General features: G+C 64.5%; 21 protein-coding genes. 13 read left to right on the forward strand and 8 right to left on the reverse strand.

Going from position 1 to position 24,362, the window contains the following annotated elements:
- Positions 1 to 167: 167 nt before the first annotated feature.
- Positions 168 to 584: a SufE family protein gene (locus J7355_RS11410; RefSeq protein ID WP_209062771.1), complete on the reverse strand. Its 417-nt coding sequence runs from the start codon at positions 582 to 584 to the stop codon at positions 168 to 170.
- A gap of 972 nt (positions 585 to 1,556) precedes the next feature.
- On the opposite strand from J7355_RS11410, the gene yidD reads away from it, so the two are divergent.
- The 3 genes from yidD to J7355_RS11425 all read left to right on the forward strand — a co-directional run bounded on the left by yidD (position 1,557) and on the right by J7355_RS11425 (position 5,465).
- On the forward strand, positions 1,557 to 1,838 hold the full coding sequence (gene yidD / locus J7355_RS11415) for a membrane protein insertion efficiency factor YidD (RefSeq protein WP_209062773.1): 282 nt from the start codon (positions 1,557 to 1,559) through the stop codon (positions 1,836 to 1,838).
- 104 nt (positions 1,839 to 1,942) lie between these two features.
- The gene (ileS, locus tag J7355_RS11420; RefSeq protein ID WP_209062775.1) at positions 1,943 to 5,137 is read left to right on the forward strand and encodes an isoleucine--tRNA ligase; all 3,195 of its coding nucleotides are present in this window, start codon (positions 1,943 to 1,945) and stop codon (positions 5,135 to 5,137) included.
- A 67-nt stretch (positions 5,138 to 5,204) separates the two neighbouring features.
- Positions 5,205 to 5,465, forward strand: coding sequence for a type B 50S ribosomal protein L31 (locus J7355_RS11425; protein WP_209062777.1), 261 nt, complete (start codon positions 5,205 to 5,207; stop codon positions 5,463 to 5,465).
- 180 nt (positions 5,466 to 5,645) lie between these two features.
- Here J7355_RS11425 and J7355_RS11430 read toward each other — a convergent pair whose 3' ends face one another.
- Entirely contained in the window at positions 5,646 to 6,563 is a 918-nt protein-coding gene (locus tag J7355_RS11430; protein WP_348523030.1) for a LysR family transcriptional regulator, read from the reverse strand.
- A 158-nt stretch (positions 6,564 to 6,721) separates the two neighbouring features.
- Between J7355_RS11430 and metE the strand changes: the two genes are divergently transcribed.
- Entirely contained in the window at positions 6,722 to 8,995 is a 2,274-nt protein-coding gene (metE, locus tag J7355_RS11435) for a 5-methyltetrahydropteroyltriglutamate--homocysteine S-methyltransferase (protein WP_209062780.1), read from the forward strand.
- An 84-nt stretch (positions 8,996 to 9,079) separates the two neighbouring features.
- Here the strand turns inward: metE and J7355_RS11440 are convergent, their stop codons facing one another.
- Positions 9,080 to 9,826, reverse strand: coding sequence for an NAD(P)H-dependent oxidoreductase (locus tag J7355_RS11440; protein WP_209062782.1), 747 nt, complete (start codon positions 9,824 to 9,826; stop codon positions 9,080 to 9,082).
- A 90-nt stretch (positions 9,827 to 9,916) separates the two neighbouring features.
- Between J7355_RS11440 and J7355_RS11445 the strand changes: the two genes are divergently transcribed.
- The 6 genes from J7355_RS11445 to J7355_RS11470 all read left to right on the forward strand — a co-directional run bounded on the left by J7355_RS11445 (position 9,917) and on the right by J7355_RS11470 (position 14,710).
- A complete protein-coding gene (locus J7355_RS11445; RefSeq protein WP_209062784.1) occupies positions 9,917 to 10,813 on the forward strand; it encodes a LysR family transcriptional regulator in 897 nt (298 codons plus the stop codon).
- 153 nt (positions 10,814 to 10,966) lie between these two features.
- Positions 10,967 to 12,397 (forward strand): glutamate--tRNA ligase, encoded by a 1,431-nt coding sequence (gene gltX / locus J7355_RS11450; RefSeq protein WP_209062786.1) that lies wholly within the window; start codon positions 10,967 to 10,969, stop codon positions 12,395 to 12,397.
- A 411-nt stretch (positions 12,398 to 12,808) separates the two neighbouring features.
- On the forward strand, positions 12,809 to 13,120 hold the full coding sequence (locus J7355_RS11455; RefSeq protein ID WP_209062788.1) for a metalloregulator ArsR/SmtB family transcription factor: 312 nt from the start codon (positions 12,809 to 12,811) through the stop codon (positions 13,118 to 13,120).
- A gap of 5 nt (positions 13,121 to 13,125) precedes the next feature.
- The gene (locus J7355_RS11460; RefSeq protein WP_209062790.1) at positions 13,126 to 14,088 is read left to right on the forward strand and encodes a cation diffusion facilitator family transporter; all 963 of its coding nucleotides are present in this window, start codon (positions 13,126 to 13,128) and stop codon (positions 14,086 to 14,088) included.
- 80 nt (positions 14,089 to 14,168) lie between these two features.
- Positions 14,169 to 14,522 (forward strand): DUF488 domain-containing protein, encoded by a 354-nt coding sequence (locus tag J7355_RS11465; RefSeq protein WP_209062793.1) that lies wholly within the window; start codon positions 14,169 to 14,171, stop codon positions 14,520 to 14,522.
- Positions 14,519 to 14,710 (forward strand): hypothetical protein, encoded by a 192-nt coding sequence (locus J7355_RS11470; protein ID WP_209062795.1) that lies wholly within the window; start codon positions 14,519 to 14,521, stop codon positions 14,708 to 14,710. The genes J7355_RS11465 and J7355_RS11470 overlap by 4 nt, the downstream gene beginning before the upstream one ends.
- 115 nt (positions 14,711 to 14,825) lie before the next feature.
- On the opposite strand, the gene sat is transcribed toward J7355_RS11470, so the two are convergent.
- The 5 genes from sat to J7355_RS11495 all read right to left on the reverse strand — a co-directional run bounded on the left by sat (position 14,826) and on the right by J7355_RS11495 (position 19,278).
- Positions 14,826 to 16,010, reverse strand: coding sequence for a sulfate adenylyltransferase (gene sat / locus J7355_RS11475; RefSeq protein ID WP_209062797.1), 1,185 nt, complete (start codon positions 16,008 to 16,010; stop codon positions 14,826 to 14,828).
- Between the two features lie 178 nt (positions 16,011 to 16,188).
- Positions 16,189 to 16,620, reverse strand: a complete 432-nt coding sequence (gene fur / locus J7355_RS11480) for a ferric iron uptake transcriptional regulator (RefSeq protein WP_209062799.1) — start codon at positions 16,618 to 16,620, stop codon at positions 16,189 to 16,191.
- 84 nt (positions 16,621 to 16,704) lie between these two features.
- Complete coding sequence (locus J7355_RS11485) at positions 16,705 to 18,051, reverse strand: dihydroorotase (RefSeq protein ID WP_209062801.1); 1,347 nt, start codon at positions 18,049 to 18,051, stop codon at positions 16,705 to 16,707.
- A gap of 76 nt (positions 18,052 to 18,127) precedes the next feature.
- Positions 18,128 to 19,003 (reverse strand): 6-carboxytetrahydropterin synthase, encoded by an 876-nt coding sequence (locus J7355_RS11490; protein WP_209062803.1) that lies wholly within the window; start codon positions 19,001 to 19,003, stop codon positions 18,128 to 18,130.
- Positions 19,000 to 19,278, reverse strand: coding sequence for a Trm112 family protein (locus J7355_RS11495; protein ID WP_209062805.1), 279 nt, complete (start codon positions 19,276 to 19,278; stop codon positions 19,000 to 19,002). The genes J7355_RS11490 and J7355_RS11495 overlap by 4 nt, the downstream gene beginning before the upstream one ends.
- Positions 19,279 to 19,427: 149 nt before the next feature.
- Between J7355_RS11495 and J7355_RS11500 the strand changes: the two genes are divergently transcribed.
- The 3 genes from J7355_RS11500 to J7355_RS11510 all read left to right on the forward strand — a co-directional run bounded on the left by J7355_RS11500 (position 19,428) and on the right by J7355_RS11510 (position 24,361).
- A complete protein-coding gene (locus tag J7355_RS11500; RefSeq protein WP_209062807.1) occupies positions 19,428 to 20,966 on the forward strand; it encodes a methyl-accepting chemotaxis protein in 1,539 nt (512 codons plus the stop codon).
- Between the two features lie 73 nt (positions 20,967 to 21,039).
- On the forward strand, positions 21,040 to 22,086 hold the full coding sequence (locus J7355_RS11505) for a methyltransferase domain-containing protein (RefSeq protein ID WP_209062808.1): 1,047 nt from the start codon (positions 21,040 to 21,042) through the stop codon (positions 22,084 to 22,086).
- A gap of 214 nt (positions 22,087 to 22,300) precedes the next feature.
- Positions 22,301 to 24,361 (forward strand): TonB-dependent receptor, encoded by a 2,061-nt coding sequence (locus J7355_RS11510; RefSeq protein WP_247739933.1) that lies wholly within the window; start codon positions 22,301 to 22,303, stop codon positions 24,359 to 24,361.
- Position 24,362 lies beyond the last annotated feature (1 nt).

The following is a 24,362-nucleotide window of genomic DNA, read 5'->3' on the forward strand; positions in this document are numbered from 1 at the left end:
GGATTCCTCGATCGGGCAATGACGATCGCTACGCCCGTATGGGCGTAGCGGCGGGTCGTCGAGCATAGCCGATCAGGCAGCGCTCGCCCGAGCGAGCGAACGCTATTCTGCGGTGTGCGCGTGTTGTTGTACGTGCCCGGCGCGACATGCGCCGCGGTTGGGCGCGTCTAGGCGTCCAGCCGGCGGCTGGCCGTACGCTGGATGGTTTCCACCATCGAATACAGGCCGTTGCGGCGGTTCATGGTGATGTGTTGTTCGAGGTTGAGATCGGCGAAGATCTGGTTGATATCGATTTCGGCGATTTCCTGCGGCGTCTTGTCCGAGTAGATCATCAACAGCACGCCGATCAGCCCGCGCACGATATGGGCGTCCGAGTCGCCGCGAAAATGCAGCTTGTCGTCGTCTTCGTCGTCCGCGATCAGCCAGACCTGGCTCATGCAGCCGCGAACGCGGGTCGCCTCGTTGCGTTCGTCGTCTTCCAGCGGTTCGAGCTTGCGGCCCAAGTCGATGATGAAGCGATAGCGCTCCTCCCAGTCGGGCAGCATCTCGAAAGTGGTCTTGAGTTGCTCGATCTGTGTATCCATAACCGGGGCGCGCGAAGGGATGTTCTATGTACAAGCTTGGGTCATGAATGGGTGCAGTCAAGCGTGGGGGGTCGAGACGAGAGGGATTGGCCGCTGTTCTCGTCCTAGTTGTCTTATTGCCAGGGAGTTCAGTTTTAGTCGTTTGAAGTTGGCTGGTTCAATGCCGGCGTCGTGGGATCAACGGGGCGGGTGAATTTTTACTTGGGGTTTCGCACTGTTGTGCGAGTGTCTTTTATTTGCTTGTCCAAATAAAAGTCACCAAAACAAAAGACACCCTGTCTTGCGTCGGCGCTTCGCGCCGATGCCCTGCGCGGCTCCGTCCGCAAGCGGGCCAGCCGGAAACTCGCTACGCTCAAACATCCGGCTGTCTTATCCGCTTGCGGCCTCCACTGCTCGGCGCTACGCCCAAGGGGGGCAATACAAACTAAGACCGGCTCGCTGACGCTTCGCCAAGATCGCGAAGCGATCTTTGGTCGGACAACGCCGAAGGCGAGTCCGACCCGGAACGCAGCCAGAAACCGAAACGTTCGACTCGGCAGCCGTCCCAACGCCGTAGCTGGGTAGGCCGCGCCTGTATTCGGGCCCCGTGTGGAGCGACGAGAAGCGCAGGGCCGAAGGGTGTCCGGCGCACTGCGCCGGTGCGGACAGCATGTCTGAGGATCGCCAAAGCGATCCGAGTTCTGGCCGCATCCCTTCGGACCGAGCATCGCAGTGCACCGGCGCTTCGCGCCGGCGCGCCATCTGGGTGTCTTTTTCCTTTGCTTACTTTCTTTTGGACAAGCAAAAGAAAGTGAGTCGCACAGCAGTGCGAAACAAAAGGAACGACAAACTCGTGAGTGCTAAAGAACTCGCGGGAAGGAAAGCCAGTATTACACCGACGATCCGCTCCGATCGTTTAAAAACTACGAAAAGCCGCGACGCGATTTCATATGCGAGCCGGACTCGCCGCGGCACCGCGTTAGACTGACAGCCATGAACGGCTTGACGCGCATCCTGTTACCACTACGCCAGACCATACGCTGGCTACTCGTACGCGCACTACAACTGCCGATCCTGATCTATCGCTACGCCATCTCGCCCATGATCGGCCCACGCTGCCGCTACATGCCCACCTGCTCGGCCTATGCGCTGGAAGCGCTGGAACGCCATGGCCCGATCCGCGGTGGCTGGCTGGCATTCCGGCGCATCACCCGCTGCCACCCGTTGAACGAAGGCGGCTTCGATCCCGTGCCGCCGCGACGGGATCGCACTTGACACGCCGCGTTTGATGCCCGGAAAGGCGATGCAGCCTTGGCGCGCAAGGTTTATGATGTCGCGCTTCGATTGATGGGCTCGCGCCCGACAGCAACGTGTCTCCCATGACCGGTTTTGCCGAACACAAGCCCCTGAATCTGCCCGCGCTCGACGCCGAGATCCGGCAGTGGTGGGAACAGACGAATGTCTTCGAGGCCAGCACCGAGGCGCGCGCCGATGCGCCGGTGTTCACCTTCTACGAAGGCCCGCCCACGGCCAACGGCCGTCCGGGCATTCATCACGTGCTCGGGCGCACGGTCAAGGACGCTTTCTGTCGCTACAAGACCATGCGCGGCTATCGGGTCGACCGCAAGGCCGGCTGGGACACGCACGGCCTGCCGGTCGAGATCGAGGTCGAGAAGGAACTCGGCTTGCAGTCGCGCGAGGATATCGACGCCTACGGCATTGCCGAATACAACGCGGCCTGCCGCGCCTCGGTGCTGCGCTACAAGGATCAGTGGGACGAACTCACGCGCCGTATTGGCTACTGGGTGGATCTCGACGCGCCCTATGTGACGTTCTCCAACGAGTACATCGAAAGCGTCTGGTGGCTGCTGCGTCGGATTCACGATCAGGGCCTGCTCTACAAGGGCCACAAGATCCACTGGTACTCGCCGGGTTCGGGCACGGTGCTGTCCTCGCACGAGGTCAGCCTCGGCTACAAGGAAGTGCAGGATCCGAGCGTGACCATCGCGTTTCCGGTACAGGGTGAAACCGATACGTTCTTTCTGGCCTGGACGACCACGCCCTGGACGCTGCCCTCGAACGCCGGCCTTGCCGTGGGCCCGGATGTCGAATATGTGCGCGCCACCCTCGACGGGCGCGATTACATCGTTGCCGCCGATCTGGCGGAACGGGTGCTGGGCGAAACTGCCGAGATCGGCACGCGCTACGCCGGTCGCGACCTCGTGGGCATGCGTTATACGCCGGTGTTCGACTGTTTTGTCGACCACGAGGACGCCGACAAGGCCTGGCGCGTGATTCCGGCCGATTTCGTGTCCACCGAGGACGGCACCGGCATCGTGCACATGGCGCCGGCCTTCGGTGGCGACGACTATGCCGCCGCGCAGGCGAACGGCCTGCCGCTGTTTAACCCGGTGGAGCGCGACGGCCATTTCACGGCCGACTTCCCGCTGGTCGGCGGCCAGTGGTTCAAGGACGCCGACAAGGTTCTAGCGCGCGATCTCAAGGATCGCGGCCTGCTGTTCGCCCAGGACGTCACCGTGCACAGCTACCCGCACGATTGGCGCAAGGGCACGCCGCTGATGAACTATCCGGTGGAGTCCTGGTTCATCGCCACCCAGCAGCACAAGGATCGACTGGTCGAATACAACGACCGTGTGAACTGGCACCCCCCGCATGTCGGCACCGGCCGGTTCGGCGACTGGCTGGCCAACAACGTCGACTGGGCGCTCTCCCGGCATCGCTACTGGGGCACGCCGCTGCCGATCTGGGTCAACGACCGCGACGAGAGCGATATCGTCGTCATCGGCTCCATCGCCGAACTGCGCGAGTACGCCGGCGACGCGGTGCCGGCCGACGAGGAACTCGATCTGCACAAGCCGCAGGTCGATGCGATCACCTGGCCGGCGAAGAACGGCGGCACCATGAAGCGCGTGCCCGAGATCATCGACGTCTGGTTCGACTCCGGCGCCATGCCCTTCGCCCAGTGGCACTACCCGTTCGAGAACAAGGAGCGCTTCGAGGCCAACTTCCCTGCAGACTTTATCTGCGAAGGCGTCGACCAGACCCGTGGCTGGTTCTATTCCCTGCACGCCATCGGCACGCTGGTGAAGGATTCGCCGGCCTATCGCAACGTCATCGTCAACGGCCTGCTGCTGGATGCGAACGGCGAGAAGATGTCCAAGTCCAAGGGCAATACCGTCGACCCGTTCGAGGCGCTCGATACCCACGGCGCGGACGTCATCCGCTGGTACATGCTCGCCAGCTCCCAGCCCTGGGACAACACCAAGTACGCCGAGCGCGGCCTGCGCGATACGCGTACCAAGGTGTTCGGCACGCTCGAGAACGTCTATTCGTTCTTCGCGACCTACGCCAATATCGACGGCTTCAGCGCGGACACGCCGGCGCCGGCGGTGGCGGATCGCCCCGAGCTGGATCGCTGGATTCTGTCGCGCCTGCAATCGACCGCGGCCGAAGCCACGGCCGCACTGGACGAATACAACCCGACCCGTGCCGCCAGAGCCGTCGAGCGCTTCATCGATGCACTGTCGAACTGGTATATCCGCCGCAGCCGGGCCCGCTTCTGGGCCGGTGCGCGTGCGGATGCCGGCGGCGATGCGAGTGAAGAAGCCGTCGCCGACAAGCGCGCGGCCTATCACACGACGCTCACCTGCCTGCGCGACGTGGCCGCGATGATGGCGCCGATCGCGCCGTTCTTCTCGGACTGGCTCTACAGCCACGTCAGCGCGCAGACCGGCGTACGGGCCTCGGTACATCTGGCCGATTTCCCGGCTGCCGACGCCGAGCTGGTGGATACGGATCTCGAGCGGCGCATGGCGCTGGCGCGGGCGATCGTCGGCAACGTGCTGGCGCTGCGCAACGAGGCTTCGATCAACGTCCGCCAGCCGCTGGGCCGTATTCTCGTGGTCGAGGAGCCGGGCGTGGCCCGCGCCGACGTCGAGGCGGTCGCCGCGATCGTGCGCGAGGAAGTCAACGTCGACGCCATCGAGTTCGTCGCCGGCGAGGGCGATCTGGTCAAGCGCAGCGCCAAGCCCAACTTCAAGACGCTGGGCAAGCGACTGGGCAAGCAGATGAAGGCGGTCGCAGCTGCCGTCGCTCAGCTGGACGACAGCGATATCGCTGCCTACATGCGCGACAACGCGATTACCGTGACCGCCGACGGCGAGGCCATCGAACTCGGCGAGGGCGATCTGCTCGTCTCGGCCGAGGGCGTCGAAGGCTGGCTGGTCGGACGCGAGGATGGCGTCACGGTGGCACTTGATAGTACACTGACTGATTCACTACGCGAACGCGGGCTGGCGCGCGAAGTGATCAACCGCGTACAGCGGCTGCGCAAGCAGGCAGAGTTTCATGTCGCCGATCGGATTCGGGTGCAGTATCGCGCCGACAACGATCTGGCAAAGGCCATCGAAGCCCATGGGGCGATGATGGCACGTGAGACCCTTGCCGAAAGCTATGCGCACGACGCCGAGCCGACGGGCGACGTCGAGCAGGCGTTCGAGATCGACGGCGCGAACATCACGCTGGCCCTGACGCGTCTGTCCGTTAACGGATAGCGGGCGACGCGGTAGAGACAAGCAGCTTTAGTTTTCAACGAACGACAGACAGTCGAGACAGCAGGCCATGCAGAAAGACATTCATCCCAACTATCGCCCCGTGGTGTTCAAGGACATGGGCGGCGACTTCGCGTTCCTGACGCGCTCGACCATCGAGTCCAACGAAACCATCGAGTGGGAAGACGGCAACACCTACCCGCTGGTCAAGCTGGAAGTCACCAGCGCCACGCACCCGTTCTACACGGGCAAGCAGAACATCATGGACACGACCGGCAAGGTCGAGCGCTTCAACCGCCGCTTCGGCATGATGAAGGGCAAGAAGCAGTAAGACGTCTGCTTCAGGCCGGCGATCGCCGGTCGCATCGGCCACGTCGATGCCGCGCTCACGCCCTGTATCCCTGATCAGGGCGGGCGCATGTTCTGAACTACTGCCAAACGCTGCGCGATCCCCCGGGGTCGCGCAGCGTTTTGTGCGCGCGAGGTTTATACCTGCCGCCTCAGTCGATACCTAGCCGTCGATACCTGGCCCCGGCGCAGTAGCGTCCTCGTGCTGGCGCGACAGGCTCGCAGCCAGATCCAGAAACCCCGCCACATGACGCAACCCGCGATCGCCGTCGCGCACGCCCAGATGAATCTGTTTGGGGATGCCCCGGGCGCCGAGCGAGACGGCTGACAGCGGCAGTCGCTGGCCGTATTCGGCCACCAGCCAACGCGGCAGAGCCGCCACGCCGCGCCCGGCAGCGACCAGCTGCAGCATGATGTCGGTGGATTCCACTGTCTTGTGCCGGCGCGGGCTGCAGCGGGCCGGCACCAGCAGCTGGGTATAGATATCCAGCCGCGAAGTATCCACCGGGTAGGAGAACAGCACCTGATCGGTGAGGTCTTCTGCAGCGATGTGGTCTCTGCCGGCCAGCGCATGATCCTGTGCCACGGCCAGCACCTGTTCGTAGTCGAACACCGGCGTGAACTTCACGCCCTTCTTTCGTAGCGGATCGGGGGTGACCAGGATGTCGATCTCGTGGTTGAACAGCGCGGCCATGCCGCCGAACTGGAACTGCTGGACCACGTCGATATCCACGCCCGGCCATTCCTGCAGATACGGCGCAACGATCTTGAGCAGCCACCGATAGCAGGGGTGGCATTCCATGCCGATCCGCAGCGAGCCGCGTTCGCCGGTGGCGTGTTCTGCCAATACGGCGTCGACACGCTCGAGTTGCGGCAGTAGCCGATTGGCGGCCGCGAGCAGATGCTCGCCTGCGTCGGTCAGTCGCACCCGCCGGCCTTCACGCACCCAGATCGCCGTGCCGGATCGTGTCTCCAGCTTGCGAATCGCATGGCTCAAGGCCGACTGGCTCAAGTGCAGGGCCTTAGCGGCCGCGGTCAGCGAGCCTTCGCGCTCGATTTCGCGAAGAATGCTCAGGTGCATCCGCTCGATCATTCGATCAATGAGTAATAGTCATGTATACATGCAAACATACCAATTTTATTCATTGAACGGGCGCTATAGAGTTTCGGCCATCGAACAACGCCGGGCGCGAAAGCAGGGCTGTCTGCCTTTTCGTTCGGCAAACGACAGGAGTGGCCATGACGATTTCCCAGAACCTCGGTTTTCCCCGTATCGGCGAACGTCGCGAACTCAAGAAAGCGACCGAAGCCTATTGGAAAGGCGATCTCGACCGGGCCGGTCTTGAAGCCACCGGCGCAGAGCTGCGCCACAGCAACTGGGCCAAGCAGCAGGCCGCGGGCATCGACCTGATTCCGTCCAACGACTTCTCCTTCTACGATCAGGTGCTGGGTTTGTCGTGTCTCGTCGGCAACGTGCCCGCGCGTTTCGGCTGGGACGGCAGCGATATGAATATCGATGTCGCCTTCGACATGGCGCGCGGGACAGACGGTGCGATCGCCTGCGAGATGACCAAGTGGTTCGATACCAACTACCACTACATCGTCCCCGAATTCACGCAGGACACATCGTTCAAGCTGGTCGGCTCCAAGATCTTTGACGAGTTCGCCGAAGCCAGGGCTCAGGGCATCGTCACCAAGCCGGTGATGGTCGGCCCGGCGACCTATCTCACGCTGGGCAAGGTCACCGACGGCTCGGATCTGAACAAGTTCGATCTCGCCGACTCGCTGATCGATGTCTATGTCCAGATCGCCGAGAAACTGGCCGCCGACGGCGCCGAATGGCTGCAGATCGACGAGCCGATCTTTTCGCTCGACCTGGACGACACGCAGCGTGCGGTGATCGAAAAGGCCTATGCCAAGCTGGCCCAGGTCGATGGCATCAAGATCATGGTGGCCAACTACTTCGGCGGTCTGGCCGACAATATGGAATTGTTCACCGCGCTGCCGGTCGCGGCACTGCATATCGACGCGGTGCGCGGCCTCAAGGAGGCCGAGGTCGTGGCCGCGCGTCTAGACGATAGCAAGTATCTGTCGGTGGGCATCATCGATGGCCGCAATATCTGGAAGACGGATCTCGAGCGCGCCTCGAACGTGCTGCAGACGATCAAGGGCGAGATCGGCGGCGAGCGTCTGATCGTCGGCCCGAGCTGCTCGCTGCTGCATTCGCCGGTCACCCTGCGCAGCGAAACCAAGCTCGACGACGAGTTCAAGAACTGGCTCGCCTTTGCCGAGGAAAAGCTCGACGAGATCGTTTTCCTGGCCAATGCCGCGGACGGCAAGGTCGACAAGGCCATGCTGGCGGCGAACCAGCAGGCCATGGCCGACCGCGCGGATTCTGCACGTATCCACGATGCCGCCGTGAAGCGCCGTGCCGAGGCGGCAACCGACAAGGATATGCAGCGCGGCGCGCCGTACGCCGAGCGGGCGAAGAAACAGCACGCCAAGCTGAATCTGCCGGCGTATCCGACCACGACCATCGGCTCCTTCCCGCAGACGCAGGAGGTGCGCAAGGCTCGCGCCGCGCACAAGAAGGGCAAGATGTCGGATGCCGACTACGACGCCTTTCTCGAGGAAAAGATCGCCGAAGCCGTGAAGATGCAGGAAGACATGGGCTTCGACATGCTCGTGCACGGCGAATTCGAGCGTAACGACATGGTCGAATACTTCGGCGAACAGCTCGCCGGCTACGCCTTCACGAAATTCGGCTGGGTGCAGAGCTACGGCTCGCGCTACGTGAAGCCGCCGATCATCTTTGGCGACGTCTCACGGCCCGAGGCCATGACCGTGAAATGGTCGAAGTACGCCCAGTCGCTCACCGACAAGCCCATGAAGGGCATGCTCACCGGTCCGGTCACCATGGTGCAGTGGGCGTTCGTGCGCGACGACCAGCCGCGTTCCGAGACCGTGAAGCAGGTCGCGCTCGCGATCCGCGACGAGGTGGTGGATCTGGAAGCCGCCGGCCTGGCCGCGATCCAGATCGACGAGGCCGCGTTCCGTGAAGGCCTGCCGCTGCGGCGTGCGGACTGGGAGGCGTATCTGAAATGGGCGGTCGAGTGCTTCCGGCTCGCCTCCTGCGGTGTCGCCGACGATACCCAGATCCATACCCATATGTGCTACTCGGAGTTCAACGACATCATCGAGGCGATCGCCGACATGGATGCCGACTGCATCTCCATCGAGACATCCCGGTCCCAGATGGAGCTGCTGGATGCCTTCGTGCAGTTCAAGTATCCGAACGAGATCGGTCCGGGCGTATACGACATCCATAGCCCGCGCGTGCCCGGCAAGGACGAAATGGTCGACCTGCTCCACAAGGCCACCGAGGTACTGCCCGCCGAGCGCGTGTGGGTGAACCCGGACTGTGGCCTCAAGACGCGCGGCTGGGCCGAAGTCGAGCCGGCGCTCAAGCAGATGGTCGAGGCCGCGCGCGAGCTCCGCGACAAGGCTGCCTGACCCGCCAGTCCCCGTCGTTGCGGTCCTGGTCAGATCGTAGCGTCCCCGCCCCGGTTCGCCGGGGCGGTTTTTTTATGCGCCGCGTCAGCCGAGCCAGCGTTGTGGATGGTCGCAGGCCAGGACACCGTCTTCCCAGTCGGCCCAGCCCGTGAAGGGAATGGCCGTGATGTCGTCGATGCGGCGTAGGCGTTCGGCCCAGCGGTTCTTGAGTTGGTCGAGATGGTCCTCGAACGCCGCAGTGTCCTGGTAGGCGATGCCGCCGCCCTGTACGCCGTGCGCCACGAACGGCGCAAGCACGTCGAAGCCCATGTAGTGCAGCGAGTAGTGGATGGGCCAGAGCAGGCGCTCGATCGGCCCGCCACGGCCGAAGGGCGAAAACGTGTGGGCCGGGCCGCCGGTGGTCACCGACAGCAGGGCGCGTTTGCCGCGAAAATGACCCTCGTCGTAGCGCCGGCGCCCGGTATAGAGCTCGCCGTAGACGAACACACGATCGAACCAGCCCTTGAGCATGGCCGGCTGGGCATGCCACCACAGCGGAAACTGCAGCACGACCAGGTCTGCGGCTTCGAGCCGGTCGATTTCGCGCTGTGCGTCGACCGCGCGCGTGCCTTGGTCGCCGGCGTAACGCTGTTCGGTAAGGGCCGCGAACACGTCTGTGTCCGCGCGTTGCCGATAATGGTGCGGGCCTTCGACCGGATCGAAGTGTTCGGCATAAAGATCCGAAACGGTCACCTGCGCGCCGCTCGCGCGCAGGGTTTTGTGCGTGATGTCGCTTAGCGCGGCGTTGAACGAGGTCGGTTCCGGGTGGCAATGAACGATCAGGGCATGCATGACATCGGCAGCAGTCGAAATGAGACGCTTACGGTAGTCTTTGCGAATATGAAATAGAATTCGCCAGGATAGATAACCGCGTTTGCATTTATGCAAGAAAGCCTCGATTGGAACGAGCTTCGGCTGGCGCTGGCCATTGCCCGGGCCGGCTCGCTTGCCGGCGCGGCGCGGGCGCTTTCGGTGAGTCACGCCACCGTGTTCCGGCGCTTGAAGACCCTCGAGGCGCGTCTCGGCGTCGCGCTGTTCGAGCGCGATCGTGGCGGTTACACCGCAACCGTGGCGGGTGACGATCTGGCCGAGGCGGCCGTGCGCGTCGAGCAGGAAGTGCTCGGCGTGCAACGCCGGGTCGCCGGGCGCGACCTGCGCCCGTCCGGTACCGTGCGGCTGACGACGACAGACACCCTCTTCGAAGGGCTGCTGGCTCCGGTGCTGGCGGAATGCCGCCGCGCGTATCCGGACATCGACCTGGAGATCGCGATCTCCAACGAGCCGTTCAACCTCACCCGGCGTCAGGCAGACATGGCGATCCGCCCGATCGCGAAGCCGCCCGAGGCGTTGATCGCGCGTCGACTCGGGCGGGTCGCGCTGGCGGTTTATGCTGCGGCTGATGCCGGTGAGCCCGCGCCACCGAAGCGGAACTGGCTGGGGCTGGACGACAGCGTTAGCTTTCCGGCCCTCGAAACCTGGATGGCACGACACGCCGAACGATCGGCGTGCCGCTTTCGCATGGACAGCCTGCTCGGGCTGCGCGCGGCGGTGCGTAGCGGGGCCGGCCAGGCCGTGCTGCCCTGTTATCTGGCCGACGACGATCCGGCTCTCGCGCGCCTGGCGCCACCGATCGAAGAAGTCGCAACCGATCTGTGGCTGCTGATTCATCCTGATCTGCGCAAGGTCGCGCGTATTCGCGCGGTGCGCGACGTGATCGTCGGGGCGCTGGCTCGGGCCGCGGTTCAGAAACGGCTGGCGGGCGAATCGCCGGACCAATAATGGGCGTGTGCGAAAGCGCGCTGTCCTGGTATCGGATCGATAGCACTGCGCGCCGCGGTTGAAACCATAGGCATCCCGGCGATGGCGAGCGCATTGTTAAACTAGCGGCCTTTTGCCGGCGCCGCGCCGCCGCCGTTCACCAGGTACGTCCCCATGTCCGTTGTCACCCGTTTCGCCCCATCGCCCACCGGCTACCTGCACATCGGGGGCGCACGCACCGCGCTTTATTCCTGGCTGCACGCCAAGGCGAACGGCGGCAACTTCGTGCTGCGCATCGAGGATACGGATCGCGAACGCTCCACCGACGAAGCCGTGCAGGCCATTCTCGATGCCATGGTGTGGCTGAATCTCGAGCACGACGGCGACATCTATTATCAGACCCAGCGCTTCGGTCGCTATGCTGAAGTCATCGACTGGCTGCTGGCCGAAGGAAAGGCTTATAAATGCTATTCCAGCGCCGAGGACGTGGAGGCGATGCGCGAGGCGGCGCGCGCCAAAGGCGAAAAACCGAAGTACGACGGCACCTGGCGGCCCATGCCGGGCAAGACGCTGCCGGAGCCGCCGGCCGGGGTCGATCCGGTGATCCGTTTCGCCACGCCGCTGGAAGGCGACACGGTGATCCACGATCTGGTCAAGGGCGATATCACCATCAGCAACACCGAGCTGGATGATCTGGTGATCGCCCGCGCCGACGGCACGCCGACCTACAACTTCTGCGTGGTGGTCGACGACATGGACATGGGTATCACCCATGTCATCCGCGGCGACGACCACGTGAACAACACGCCGCGCCAGATCAACATCCTTAAGGCGTTTGTGGGTGACGACGGCGAGCTGCCGGTCTATGCCCACGTGCCGATGATCCTCGGCTCTGACGGCAAGCGCCTGTCCAAACGCCACGGCGCGGTGGGCGTGATGCGTTATCGCGAAGAAGGCTATCTGCCCGAGGCGCTGCTGAACTATCTCGTACGCCTGGGCTGGGCGCATGGCGACCAGGAAATCTTCACCCGCGACGAGATGCTCGAACATTTCGATATCGAGAACGTGCAGGGCGGCGCGTCCACCTTCGACCCGGACAAGCTGCTGTGGGTGAATCAGGAACACCTGAAAATGGCCGAGCCCGAGGCGCTGGTCGACGAACTGGCCTGGCATCTGGCACGCGAAGGTGTAGAGAACGTCGATCGCGCGCGCCTGGCCGAGATTGCGGGTATTCAGAAAGGCCGCTGCAAGACCATGCTCGATATGGCTCGGCAGAGCCTGTTCCTGTTCTCGCCGGTCAGCGAATACGACGAGAAAGCGGTCAAGAAACACATGAAGGCCGGCTCGCCGGCGCTGCTGGCCGACGTGCGTGAACGGGTGGCCGCGCTCGACGCCTGGGACGGCGAGGCACTGGGCGCGGCCGTCAAGCAGACCGCGACCGACAACGAGGTCGGCATGGGCAAGGTGGCCCAGCCGATTCGTATCGCGGTCACCGGCAGTGCGGTATCGCCCTCGATCGACGCGACCCTGCTGCTGCTTGGCCGTGAAGAGACGTTGGCCCGGCTGGATGCCGCGGTCGCGGCTTTCGGCGACGGCGCGGGCTGAGCGCGTTCGCGTCCGAGTTTTTATTGTCATCCGGCGCAAGCGAGCACCGGAGGGCAAACACCGCCCTGCGACGTGAAAGATGATGGCGTGGGCCGGAGCCCGTCTGCGGCGACGAAAAGCGCCGCCGCGAGGGGTGGCCGGCGCGCCGCGCCGGTGCCCGAAAACACCGAGCAAACTGATCGACGTCCATGCCGGACAGGGCCGGGCGAATGCCCGACTCAGGTGCCAGAACGCTTGCCGCCGTTGTGGGTGGGCGCTGGCCTGAAGCCGGTGGTTCGGCGCCGCATAGGGAAGATGACGCGCAATAGCCGGCGCCGCGCTGGGCCGAAAGCCCCGCGTTTTGCCGACGGCAGCGCAATACCATAACGCCCGCCCAGTCGATACAATGCTTGTTCAACTATCGAGGCAAGCATGACCACCTATCTTGAACTCCAGGTTCTGAGCACCGGCCAGACATCGCGCCTGGCCGAGATGTTTCGGCTGTTGGGCGAACCCAATCGCCTGTCGCTGGTCTATGCCTGTCTCGAGGAGCCGCGCAGCGTGCAGACGCTGGCGGCCGATATCGATATTTCGATGTCGCTGGCGAGCCATCACCTGCGTCTGCTGCGAGCCGCGCGTCTGCTGCGCGCCGAGCGTCGCGGCAAGCAGGTGTTCTATGTCGCCGCCGACGCGCACGTTCAGCGCGTGCTGCGCGACATGGCCGAACACGGCGACGAGGCGTAACCGACATGGGCCACACGCACGATCACGCACACCCTCATGACCATGGTCATGACCACGACCACGGCGGTCTGGGTGGCCATCATCATCACGGCGGCAGCGGCCGCGTACTGGTGTTTTCGCTGTGCCTGACGCTCGCTTTCGCTTTCGTCGAGGCGATCGGCGGCTGGTGGGCGGATTCGCTGGCGCTGATGTCCGACGCCGGGCATATGTTTACCGACAGCTCCTCGCTGGCGATCGGCGCGCTCGCGGCCTGGATGGCCAAGCGCCCGGCCTCGAAGATGCATTCCTTCGGTCTGCAGCGCGCGGAGGTGCTCGGCGCGCTGATCAATGCGGTGTTGATGATCGTCGTGGTGGTCGCGATCGCGGTCTCGGCGGTCGAGCGCTTTTCCGATCCGCGCGAGGTCGCCGGCGCGCCGGTCATGATCATCGCCGCTATCGGCCTGGTGATGAATATCGGCGTCGCCGCCATTCTCATGCGCGGCGAGCAGACCATGAACGTACGCGGCGCGCTGATCCACGTGATCGGCGATCTGCTGGGCTCGGTGGCCGCGCTGGCGGCCGGGCTGGTGATCATCCTCACCGGCTGGATGCCGATCGATCCGTTGCTGTCCCTCGGCGTGAGCGCGCTGATCATGGTCTCCGCGCTGCGGCTGCTGCGCGACGTGGTGCACGTGCTCATGGAGGGCGTACCGCGCGGGGTGGACGTCGTGAACGTGGGCCAGGCGTTGGCCGCGGTCGAGGGTGTGCGCGCGGTGCATGATCTGCATATCTGGAGCCTGTCCTCAAGTCAGCGCGCGCTGGCGGCGCATGTGGAGATCGCGCGGCTTTCCGAGTGGCAGCGTATTCTGCCCAAGCTGCAGCAGCTGCTCGCCGAGCGGTTCTCGATCACGCATACGACGCTGCAGCCGGAGGATCGCGCCACCGCCCGAGATTGTGTCTGCGAAGCGGATTGCGGCATCGCCAGCTGACCGATCCGGGGGCGATGCTGCGGGCAGGGCAGGCGGGCGCGTTATCCTGCCCGTGGGCGTCTTGCCGACCGGATGAAGCCATGCACATCGCGACCCGACGCATCTACGACCCGGCCTGCGACGACGACGGCTATCGGGCCCTGGTGGATCGCATATGGCCACGGGGCGTGTCCAAGCGCGATGCCGCACTCGACGGCTGGTACAAGTCACTCGCGCCGTCCACCGAACTGCGCCGCTGGTTCGGGCACGACCCGGCGCGCTGGGACGCGTTTTGCGCGCGCTATCGCGCCGAACTCGATGAGGCCGAGGCCGACGTGATCGACGAACTGCGCGCCCGGGCCGCCGAGACCGGCCTGATGCTGCTGTACGCGGCCCGCGATACCGAGCACAACAACGCCGTCGTGCTCAAGCGCTATCTGGAGGACAGCGCGTGAACGATTCCGAAGATCGACTCGCGTTGGCCGAGCGGGTCCGCGCGGCCTGTATCGAAGCCGCACTCGCGGGCTACGAGAACGCCGCGGTGGCCGGCCTCTGTGGTGAGGGGGCCCTGGAGGTCGCGATCAGCGCCATGCGACAGGTCGATATCGACGCGATCGTGGCACGCGGGCCGCGCGACGACTGAAAGCCTCCGGTCAGGGCATCCCTCGGCCTGGCGCGCACAAAAAAGCCGGCGGGCCACCGGGCTTGATTGCCCGCCGGCCCACCGGCCTTATGCGCCATAAAGGCGATCCTGCCGGCTACTTGCTCTGGTAGTAGTCCATCAGGATCTCGGCGACTTCCGGGCGCGAGAATTCCTCGGGCGGGGCCACGCCGTTGCCGAGCATCTCGCGCACCTTGGTGCCGGACAGCAGCACGAAGTCTTCTTTCGTGTGGTCGGGCACGTCGCGCATCATCACCACCTTGCCCAGCTTCTTGGAGAAGGCGGTGTGATCGGCGGCGAAGATCTCGATATCCAGCGCGTCGTCCGGCACCCGCTCCTCGAAGATGGTCTGCGCATCGAAGGGGCCATAGAAATCGCCCACGCCGGCATGGTCGCGGCCGACGATGAGATAGCTGCAGCCGGCGTTCTGGCGGAACACCGCATGCAGCACGGCTTCGCGCGGGCCCGCATAGAGCATGTCGAAACCGTAGCCGGTGATCATCACCGTATTCGGCGGGAAGTACACATCGACCATCTTGCGGATGGCGGCATCGCGCACGTTGGCGGGGATATCGCCCGGCTTGAGCTTGCCCAGCAGCATGTGCACGAGAATGCCGTCGGCGCCGGTGGCCTCCATGGCCATCTTGCACAGTTCCTCATGGGCACGGTGCATGGGGTTACGGGTCTGAAACGCCACGACCTTTTCCCAGCCGCGCTCGGCGAACTCGTCGCGGATCGAGCCCGCGGTGCGGAAGGTGTCGGGGAAGTCCTTTTCGAAGTAGCTGAAGTTCAGCACCTGGATCGGGCCGTGCACCACGTGCCGACCGAGGCTCTTGAACGTCGCCACGCCGGGGTGTTCGGCGTCGCTGGTGGAAAAGATCTGTTCGACCAGCGTGTTCAGTTCATCTTCGCTGAACTCGTCGATGCCTTCGACGTCCTGGACGGCAATGACCGGGTTGCCGTCCACGTTCGGGTCCCGCAGGGCGATACGGGCCGCGCCCTTGATCGGCTCGATATCGTCGACCACGTTGAGCACGGGTACCGGCCAGAACAGACCGTCCGTGGTGCGCAGGCTCTCGCCCACCGACAGGGCGTCGGCCTTGTTCATGAAGCCGGTCAGCGGGTTGAAGTAGCCCGCGCCGAGCATGACGGCATTGGCCGCGGCTGCGGAACTCACCGTGATGGACGGCAGTTCGTGGGCCTCCTGCATGAGCTGCTCGCGGGCCGCGTCGTCGGCCACATAGAGCGGATTGAGCGTATCGGAACCGTGCGGTTTGATCATGTCATCGCGCCTTGCGTTGTCGAATGGCAAAAGCTCGCCGCCCGGCCGCGCCATGCGGCCGGACGCATGAAAAAAACGCGGTCGCACCGCGCTTCTTACACGAAAGTTTGGCGGATTCTAACGCATTGCGGCATGGGCGCGCCGCGTACGGTGATGCGTGCCGAACGGGCCCGCGTGCTCAGGAGTTCTTCTTGGTGTCGTTTTCGCAGTTGTCCGCGCGGCATTCGCCGTAAAGCACGAGCGTGTGCTTGGACAGGTCGAAGCCGGACTTCTGGGCCACATCGCGCTGGCGCTGCTGGATTTCGGTATCGAAGAATTCCTCGATCTTGCCGCACTTCACGCAGATCAGGTGATCGTGCGGGCCCTGCTCCAGTTCGAACAGGGCGTGGCCGTCCTCGAAATGGTGGCGAATCACCAGGCCGGCGTCCTCGAACTGCGAGAGCACGCGATAGATCGTCGCCAGGCCGATGTCCTCGTCGTCCTCCATAAGACGGCGATAGACGTCTTCCGCCGAGAGATGATCCTCGCGGTTGTTCTGTAGCACTTCCAGGATCTTCAGGCGGGGCAGTGTCGCCTTGAGTCCGGCTTTGCGCAGATCGCTGGTTTGCATGCGTCGACACCTCAATGAATCAGGCGGTGGCCGTGTGTTTGGACCGCCCGGGCGCTGAATGATTCAGCCCGATCGGCGCCGCCTTCAACGCCCGCGTTCGCGGTCGTAGGTCAGCGCCTGACCGATACAGCCTTGGCTAAGTTTACCTCCATGATAGGCCAGTTGGCCAGATACGAAGGTGCTCATGATGCGGCTTTGGAACGTATGGCCGGCGAACGGCGTCCAGCCGCATTTCGCCAGTACCGGTTCGTTGTCGACCACGGTCTGGCCGTCCATGTCGACCAGCACCAGATCCGCCCAGTAGCCTTCGCGGATATAGCCGCGCTCGGCGACGCCGAACAGATCTGCCGGGTTGTGCGCCGCCTTGGTCACCAGCTGTTCGAGGCTGAAATGCCCCGCGCTCACGTGATCGAGCAGCGACACCAGCGCGTGCTGTACGAGCGGCAGCCCGGCCGGCGCGTCGAAATAGGGGTTGTCCTTTTCCTCGAACAGATGCGGCGCGTGGTCCGTCGCTAGCACGTCGATGCGGTCCTCGGCGAGCGCTTTCAACAGCGCGCTGCGATCGGCATGGGTCTTGATCGCCGGATTGCACTTGATCAACGTGCCGCGGGCGGCGTAGTCCGTATCCTCGAAGAACAGGTGATGAATACAGGCCTCCGCGGTGATCTGCTTGTTGCCCATCGCGCCGCGCTCGAACAGCTCCAATTCGTCCGCGGTGGTGATATGCAGGATATGCAGCCGGGTGCCGTGCCGCCGCGCCAGGTCGATCGCCTTGGAGGACGATGCATAGCAGGCCTCGCGCGAGCGGATGATCGGGTGCTCGCTCATGGGCACGTCGTCGCCGTACAGCTCTCGTGCCCGCGCGGCGTTGCGCTCGATCATGGGCGTGTCTTCGCAGTGCGTGAGCACGGTCAGCGGCGAATGCTCGAAGATCTGCTCCAGCGCGGTGTCGTCATCGACCAGCATCTTTCCGGTGGACGCGCCCATGAAGATCTTCACGCCGGCCGCCAGACGCGTATCGAGCTGCTTGATGTCCTCGATATTGTCGTTGGTCGCACCGAAATGAAAACCGAAGTTGGCCGCGCAGCGCCCGCGCGCGAGCTCGTGCTTGGCAGCCATGCTGTCGTTGTCGATGGTCGGCGGCTTCACGTTCGGCATGTCCATGAAGCTGGTGATGCCGCCGGCGACCGCCGCGCGCGATTCGCTGGCCAGATCTGCCTTCGCGGTCAGGCCCGGTTCGCGGAAGTGGACCTGGTCGTCGATCATGCCCGGCAGCAAAAAGCGCCCTTCGGCATCGATCACCTCGACATCGCTCGGCGCGTCGATTGCGGGGGCGATCTTCTCGATCCGGCCTTTGCGGATGAACACGTCGGCTTCGCGGCGCTGGCCTTCGTTGACGATACGGGCGTTCGCGATCAGATAGTCGGTCATGCGGCGACAGCACGGTTCGGATTTCGCCCCAAGTCTAGCGCTTCAGGCCGGCACCCGTGTTAGCGGCTGTGGCGTTTCAGCCGCCACGCCGCGCGATGGCCCCCTTGCCGACGCCTTCATAGGCGCGCACGGCCACCCGCTGGCCGGGGTGCGCCCGGGCCAGTTCGCCGGCGATGTGGTCGGCGATGTTTTCGACCGTCGGCGGGCCATCGAGCACGATGCAGCGCGCGGCGTCGATCGCCAGCGCGAAATCGCCCTGGGGGGCGGTATAGGCGAAATGATGTCGGCCGGCGTCGTCGGTATGCGCCAGGTCCGCGCGCTGACCGATGAACACGCCCTGCCAGCGTGCGGCCCAGTCCCGGGCGATATCCGGCCGCTCGTGGTCGTCGATCGCCACGCCGAGCCGGCAGCGATGGCCGTGCGCCATGCGCTGGCAATTGCCGTCGTGTGTGCGCAGGCCGTGACAGTAGTGATAGTGGGCGTCGGGAATCGTCTCTTCGTGAAGCGTGAGCTCGAGGCAGTCGATGTTGGCGGGCAGCAGCGCGCGCAGACGCTCGGTCAGCCAGTCCTGCAGCAGGTCGGTGGTGATGCGTTCGGCGTCGAGCGTGGCCGTGCCCGTGGCCGGGCCCTCGTAGTCGATGCGGGCACCATCGGCGGTGGTCAGCGCCAGCTTGTGGCCATGGCGCGACAACCCCGGTGCGCGCAGCGGCACGAGCAGCCGGTGATCGATGAGGGCGTCGATTTCGGCCTTGATCTCACGCTTGGCCGGGCCGAAGTCGAAGAGCATGCCGTGTTCGTCGCGCCGGCCGGTGAGCACGACATCCACCAGCCACGTGCGCCCGATCAGCCCGAGTTCGGTATCCAGAACGCCGCAATCGATATGCGTGAGCTGTTCGACGAACAGGTCCAGGGCCGGCTCGGCCGGCGCCTGTGCCGCGGGGGCCGGGGTCACGCCCGGACGGGCAAATCGATCCCGCGCTCGGGCAGCATCACGGGAATACCGTCGTCCACGCGATAGGCCGTGCTGCGATCGGAAGTGATCAGCGCCGCCTCCAGGGGCGTGTCTACCGTGCTGTCGTCGACATAGCGGGCATCGCCGGCGGCCACGCGCTCGTTGAGGCGGGCCAGGGTGTCGCCGTCGGCCAGCGACACGGCCGCGCCGGAAACCGGGCAGACCAGAATATCGAGCAGTTTCTTGTCCACGAAGGCGACTCGCTTGCAGTTCAAAGACGAATTCTAGCACTGCCGCCGCGGGCTCATGCGGCCCCGGCGTTCAAGAAATACGGCCTCGCGCCGCTATGCCGTTAACGAGCAACTGACGGTTCGGCCGTGGTGTCTGGCGCGGCGCCGGCCCGGTCGGCATAAGGAAAGCGTTCATGAGTGAGCCGGCCGGCCTCATCACCCCGGCGTATCGACAGCGGATCGATCGCCTGCTCTGGCGCGCGGCGATCGCGCATATGCTGGTGTGTATCGGCGTGGGGCTGTTCACGCAGACCATCGCGCTGGCGCTCTGCGTGATGGCGGCAGCCGCCGCCGTCACGGCATTCGTCGGCTGGCTGCGGCCGGGCAGCCTGCTCAGCGGCGTGGCGATGGCCGGCCAGTTCATGGCCCTGTCGGCGCTGCTCATCCAGCAGTCCGGCGGGCTGATCGAGGCGCATTTCAGCATCTTCATCATGCTCTCGGCGCTCATTCTCTACTGCGATTGGCGCGTGACCGTGGCGGGTGCGGCGATTATTGCCATCCATCACGTCGCGTTCACTTATCTGCAGTACCAGGGCCTGCTCGATTTCTATGCCTACGATGCCGGCATGGCGATGACGCCTACGGCGCTGCTGGCCTGTCTGGGCATGCATGCCGGCGCGGTGGTGGGTCAGGCGATCGTGCTGGTCTATCTGGCCGAGTCGCTGCGTCAGGTGGTGATCGACGGTCTTGAGGTCACGGCTTTCGCGCGCCAGGCCGACAAGGGCGCGCTCGACATGGCGTTCACGCCCAGGCGGCTGGCGCGCCCGGCGATCGCGGCCGTGGCCCAACTGCAGACGCGCCTGGCCGGCGTGTTCGGCGATGCCGCCCGTGCTGCCGCCACGGTGCAAGCGCTCGGTGCCGATACGGCCCGGGCCCAGCAGCAACTCAAGGCCCAGTCGGTACGCAGCGGCGAACAGATCGAACGTATTGCTGCCGGTACCGAACAGTTTTCCAGCACCACGCGCCAGGCTGCGGCCGAGGCCGAGCGTACCCACGAGCTCGCACTGACCGCCGGCGAATCGGTGGAACACAGCGCCGGCAGCGTGCGCCGGCTCGACGAAACCATGGGCCGGATCGAAGACAGCGCGAAGGACATTGCGCGCCTGCTCGGCGAGATCGACGACATCAGCTTCCAGACCAATCTGCTCGCGCTCAATGCCTCGGTGGAGGCAGCCCGCGCAGGCGAGCAGGGCCGCGGTTTCGCGGTGGTGGCTGGCGAAGTGCGCAGCCTGTCGCAGCGCAGCGCCGAGACCGCCAAGGCCATTCGTGCGCGCGTACAGCGCTCGATCGGACATGTGGAAGCCGGCGTGACCGATGTGCGCGATGCGGCCGATCGCATGCAGCGGGTGGTCGCGGTGTTCGCGGAAGTACGGGAGCGCATGCACGAGATCAGCACGTCGAGCCAGCAACAGCATCAGGGCATCGAAACGCTCAATACGAGCATTCTGGGGATGCAGGAGGCGCTGGCCCTGTCGGCCGAGTCGATCGAGCGTACCGATCAGGTGGCCGCACGGTTGGCGAGTGAAGCGGAAGCTTTGAACACGGCGATCCGCTATTTCCGTACCGCGCCGGTCGCCGACGCCACGGACGTACCCCGCGAACGTCGTCATCGCCAGCGCCCGCCCAAGGAATCGGTCACCGAGGCCGTACGCCAGGGCGTGCTGCCGACCTGATCGCGTCTTCGCGGCGCGCATCCAACACGCGGTCCGCAGGGTTACCATGCAGGGCGACCCACGGAGAGCGAGCATGCGCGACGAAGTTCAGGATTATTACGGCCGCCAGCTGACCGGCAGCGCCGATCTGCAGACCACCGCCTGCTGCGATCAGGCGCCGCCCGAGCATCTGAAGCCCCTATTGGCCAAGCTGCACGATGAAGTGGTCACCCGCTACTACGGCTGCGGTCTGGTTGCGCCGGCCGCGCTCGAAGGCATGCGCATTCTCGATCTGGGCAGCGGTTCGGGCCGCGATGTCTATCTGCTGGCCGCGTTGGTGGGCGAGACCGGCGAGGTCGTCGGCGTGGACATGACCGACGAGCAGCTGGCCGTTGCGCGTCGACATCAGGACTACCATCGCGAAGTCTTCGGCTTCGCCGAATCCAATGTGCGGTTCCTGAAGGGCTATATCGAAGAACTGGACGCGCTCGATCTGGCGCCCGCCAGCTTCGATATCGTCATCTCCAACTGCGTGATCAACCTCAGCACTGACAAGGCCAAGGTGATCGGCGACGTGAAGCGGCTGCTCAAGCCTGGCGGCGAGTTCTATTTCTCCGATGTCTATGCCGACCGGCGTATTCCGTCGCCGCTGGCCACCGATCCGGTGCTCTACGGCGAATGCCTGGCCGGCGCGCTGTACTGGAACGATTTCGAGAATCTCGCCCGCCAGTGCGGCTTCGGCGATCCGCGTCTGGTGGAGTCCCGCCGGCTCGGTATCGACAACCGTGCGATCGAGGAAAAGCTCGGCAATATCCGGTTCTATTCCGCGACCTACCGGCTGTTCAATATCGACGGCCTGGAGCCGGCCTGCGAGGACTATGGCCAGGCGGTCATCTACAAGGGCACGCTCGCCGACGCCCCGCATGGCTTCACTCTCGATAGCCACCACCATATCGAGACCGGGCGCGTGTTCCCGGTCTGCGGAAACACCTGGCGCATGCTCGCCGACAGTCGCTTCGCGCCGCATTTCCAGTTCATTGGCGATTTCGAAACCCACTACGGCATCTTCGAAGGTTGTGGTACCGCCTTGCCGTTTGCCGAGGGCGCGGCCTCGACGGCGTCGACGGGCGGCTGTTGTTGAGAGCCAGCCGGCCCATGCTTGATGGGTATGTAATAATATAACAAAATAGATTGAGCGCTCCGGCACGAGTGCCACCGGGGCGTCGTTCCTACAGGGAGAAATCATGATGCGAATCAGACGCGGGTCAGCGTTCGCATGCGCATTGTTCATAAATGTAATGATATTACATAACTCTTGGGCGCAATCGGGCGCGGGTCCGGTAAAATCGTTGGACATGGCGTCCGGTAGCGGCAATGCCGATCAGGCGCTCGGCCCGATCTCGGTTACCGGCGTGCCGCTGCCCGGTAGCCCGCTATCGCAGGCCGCCGATGTCGACGTAGTCGAATCCGAGGCAATCGAAGCCAAGGGCGCGACCAATCTCGGCGAAGCATTGAGCGATCTGGCCGGCGTGGACTCGATCGGCACGGGCAACAGCGTGGGCAAGCCGGTGATTCGCGGTCTCTCGGGCGAGCGCATTAAGATACTGTCCGACGGCGTGGGCGTAGATCATCAGCAATACGGCGTGCGCCACATGCCCACGACCGATACCTTCCTGCTCGGACGCGCCGAAGTCGTGCGCGGTGCGTCGAGCGTGCTTTACGGCTCGAGCGCGCTGGGCGGCGCGATCAACCTGTTGCCGCCGGACATCGTCTGGGATAAGCGGATTGAAGGCGAAACGCTAACCCGTTATTCCACGAATAACGACCAGTGGGATACCGGTATAAAAGCCACCGGCGGCAACGGCCGCTTCGGGTATTCCGCAGGCATTATCCGCCGCAGCGCGGGCGATATCGAAACGCCGGATGAATCGACTTATTTCCCGCCGGCGCCGAGCGCCGATCTGCAGGATGCGCCGGCCTATACCGGCAAGCTCGGTAATACCGACTTCGACCAGGTCAACGGTGATTTCGCACTGGGCTATCGTGACGACGGCGGCGGTGAATGGACTGCGCGCTATTCGCGCTACAACGACGAGCACAACTTCCTGCTGCCGCCGCCGGCGGGCAATCTGCCACCTAGCGCGGGCGAAGAGGGCGTCGGCCAATATATCGACAACGAACAGATTGAGCTGGCAGGTGAGAAAGAAGCCGGCGGCATCACCTGGAAGCCCAAGCTCGTCTGGCAGAACAACCGCCGGCGTTCCAACGCGGCCGGTACGCCGCGGGTGGCCGGCTTCGATAACGCCCTCGATATCGAATTCGACCAGTACACCGCGCGTCTGGAAGGCCAGCACGGGCCAGTGCTCGGGCTTGACGGCGGCACGGTTGGCATCGAATACGTGACCAAGGATCAGGTCTCGCGCGGCACCACCCAGCTCTCGCCCGGTGGCGATGTGGACAACTTGGCCGTGTTCGTCTTCGAGGAGAAAGGCTTCGGGGATCTGCTGCTGCAGGCCGGGCTGCGCTATGACCATCACGAGATCGAAGGTGATGCGTCGAAGACCGCCAACCCGTCGCAGAGCGTGATCGATGCGGAAAAACAGTCCTACGATGTGGTCACCGGCTCGCTCGGCGGCATCTACAGCCTGACCGATCGACTTTCCGTAGCGGCCAACGTGGGGCGGGGTTTTCGCGCGCCCACGCTTTTCGAGCTGTACGCCAGCGGTGTACACGGCGGCGTCGCGGCCTTCCAGCAGGGCGACCCGAATCTCGAAGAGGAAACCTCGCTGAACACGGATCTGTCGCTGCGCTGGGCCTCCGACACATTGCGCGCCAAGGCCACGGTCTATCGCAATGCGATCGATAACTATGTCTTCCTGCGTGACACCGGCGATACCTTCAACGGTCTGCCCGTGTTCGCCAACGACCAGACCGACGCCGAACTCATTGGCGCCGAGCTGTCGATCGAGAAAGACGTCAACGACTGGATGACGCTGAGCGCAGCCGCCTCGACCGTCGACGGCGAACGCCGCGACAACGGCGACGAACTCCCGCTGCTGCCGGCCGACAACGTGCGTCTGGGCGCCGAATTCACGCCGGCCAGCGACGGCTGGCTGCGCGACCCGCGCGGCTCGGTCACGCTGCGCTACTACGCTTCCAAGGATGCCGCGCCCGGCGAACCCTTCGCACAGTTCGACGATGCGCCGTTTGGCAGCGCCTCCACCGACGACTATTTCCTGATCGATCTCGGCGCCGGCTTTTCGCCGCGTATCGCCGGCCAGACCGTGCATCTCGATCTGGCCGTCAACAACCTGCTCGACGAGGACTATCGTGGCTTTCTCGACACCTACAAGGGCTACGCGCTGTCGCCCGGTCGCGATATCCGATTGACGGCGCGCGTGCCGTTCGGCGGCTAGC

This window comes from Endozoicomonas sp. G2_2, from assembly GCF_017744135.1.
Taxonomy (GTDB): domain Bacteria; phylum Pseudomonadota; class Gammaproteobacteria; order Nevskiales; family Salinisphaeraceae; genus Salinisphaera.

Coding starts and splice junctions, on each gene's coding strand:
- J7355_RS11440 (WP_209062782.1), bottom strand. CDS start 9,826: ATGCATGCCCTGATCGTTCATTGCCACCCGGAACCGACCTCGTTCAAC.
- J7355_RS11485 (WP_209062801.1), bottom strand. CDS start 18,051: ATGACCGACTATCTGATCGCGAACGCCCGTATCGTCAACGAAGGCCAG.
- metE (WP_209062780.1), top strand. CDS start 6,722: ATGACGATTTCCCAGAACCTCGGTTTTCCCCGTATCGGCGAACGTCGC.
- fur (WP_209062799.1), bottom strand. CDS start 16,620: ATGCAAACCAGCGATCTGCGCAAAGCCGGACTCAAGGCGACACTGCCC.
- J7355_RS11430 (WP_348523030.1), bottom strand. CDS start 6,563: ATGCACCTGAGCATTCTTCGCGAAATCGAGCGCGAAGGCTCGCTGACC.
- J7355_RS11460 (WP_209062790.1), top strand. CDS start 13,126: ATGGGCCACACGCACGATCACGCACACCCTCATGACCATGGTCATGAC.
- sat (WP_209062797.1), bottom strand. CDS start 16,010: ATGATCAAACCGCACGGTTCCGATACGCTCAATCCGCTCTATGTGGCC.
- J7355_RS11455 (WP_209062788.1), top strand. CDS start 12,809: ATGACCACCTATCTTGAACTCCAGGTTCTGAGCACCGGCCAGACATCG.
- J7355_RS11505 (WP_209062808.1), top strand. CDS start 21,040: ATGCGCGACGAAGTTCAGGATTATTACGGCCGCCAGCTGACCGGCAGC.
- J7355_RS11410 (WP_209062771.1), bottom strand. CDS start 584: ATGGATACACAGATCGAGCAACTCAAGACCACTTTCGAGATGCTGCCC.
- ileS (WP_209062775.1), top strand. CDS start 1,943: ATGACCGGTTTTGCCGAACACAAGCCCCTGAATCTGCCCGCGCTCGAC.
- J7355_RS11510 (WP_247739933.1), top strand. CDS start 22,301: ATGGCGTCCGGTAGCGGCAATGCCGATCAGGCGCTCGGCCCGATCTCG.
- J7355_RS11500 (WP_209062807.1), top strand. CDS start 19,428: ATGAGTGAGCCGGCCGGCCTCATCACCCCGGCGTATCGACAGCGGATC.
- gltX (WP_209062786.1), top strand. CDS start 10,967: ATGTCCGTTGTCACCCGTTTCGCCCCATCGCCCACCGGCTACCTGCAC.
- J7355_RS11425 (WP_209062777.1), top strand. CDS start 5,205: ATGCAGAAAGACATTCATCCCAACTATCGCCCCGTGGTGTTCAAGGAC.
- J7355_RS11465 (WP_209062793.1), top strand. CDS start 14,169: ATGCACATCGCGACCCGACGCATCTACGACCCGGCCTGCGACGACGAC.
- yidD (WP_209062773.1), top strand. CDS start 1,557: ATGAACGGCTTGACGCGCATCCTGTTACCACTACGCCAGACCATACGC.
- J7355_RS11445 (WP_209062784.1), top strand. CDS start 9,917: ATGCAAGAAAGCCTCGATTGGAACGAGCTTCGGCTGGCGCTGGCCATT.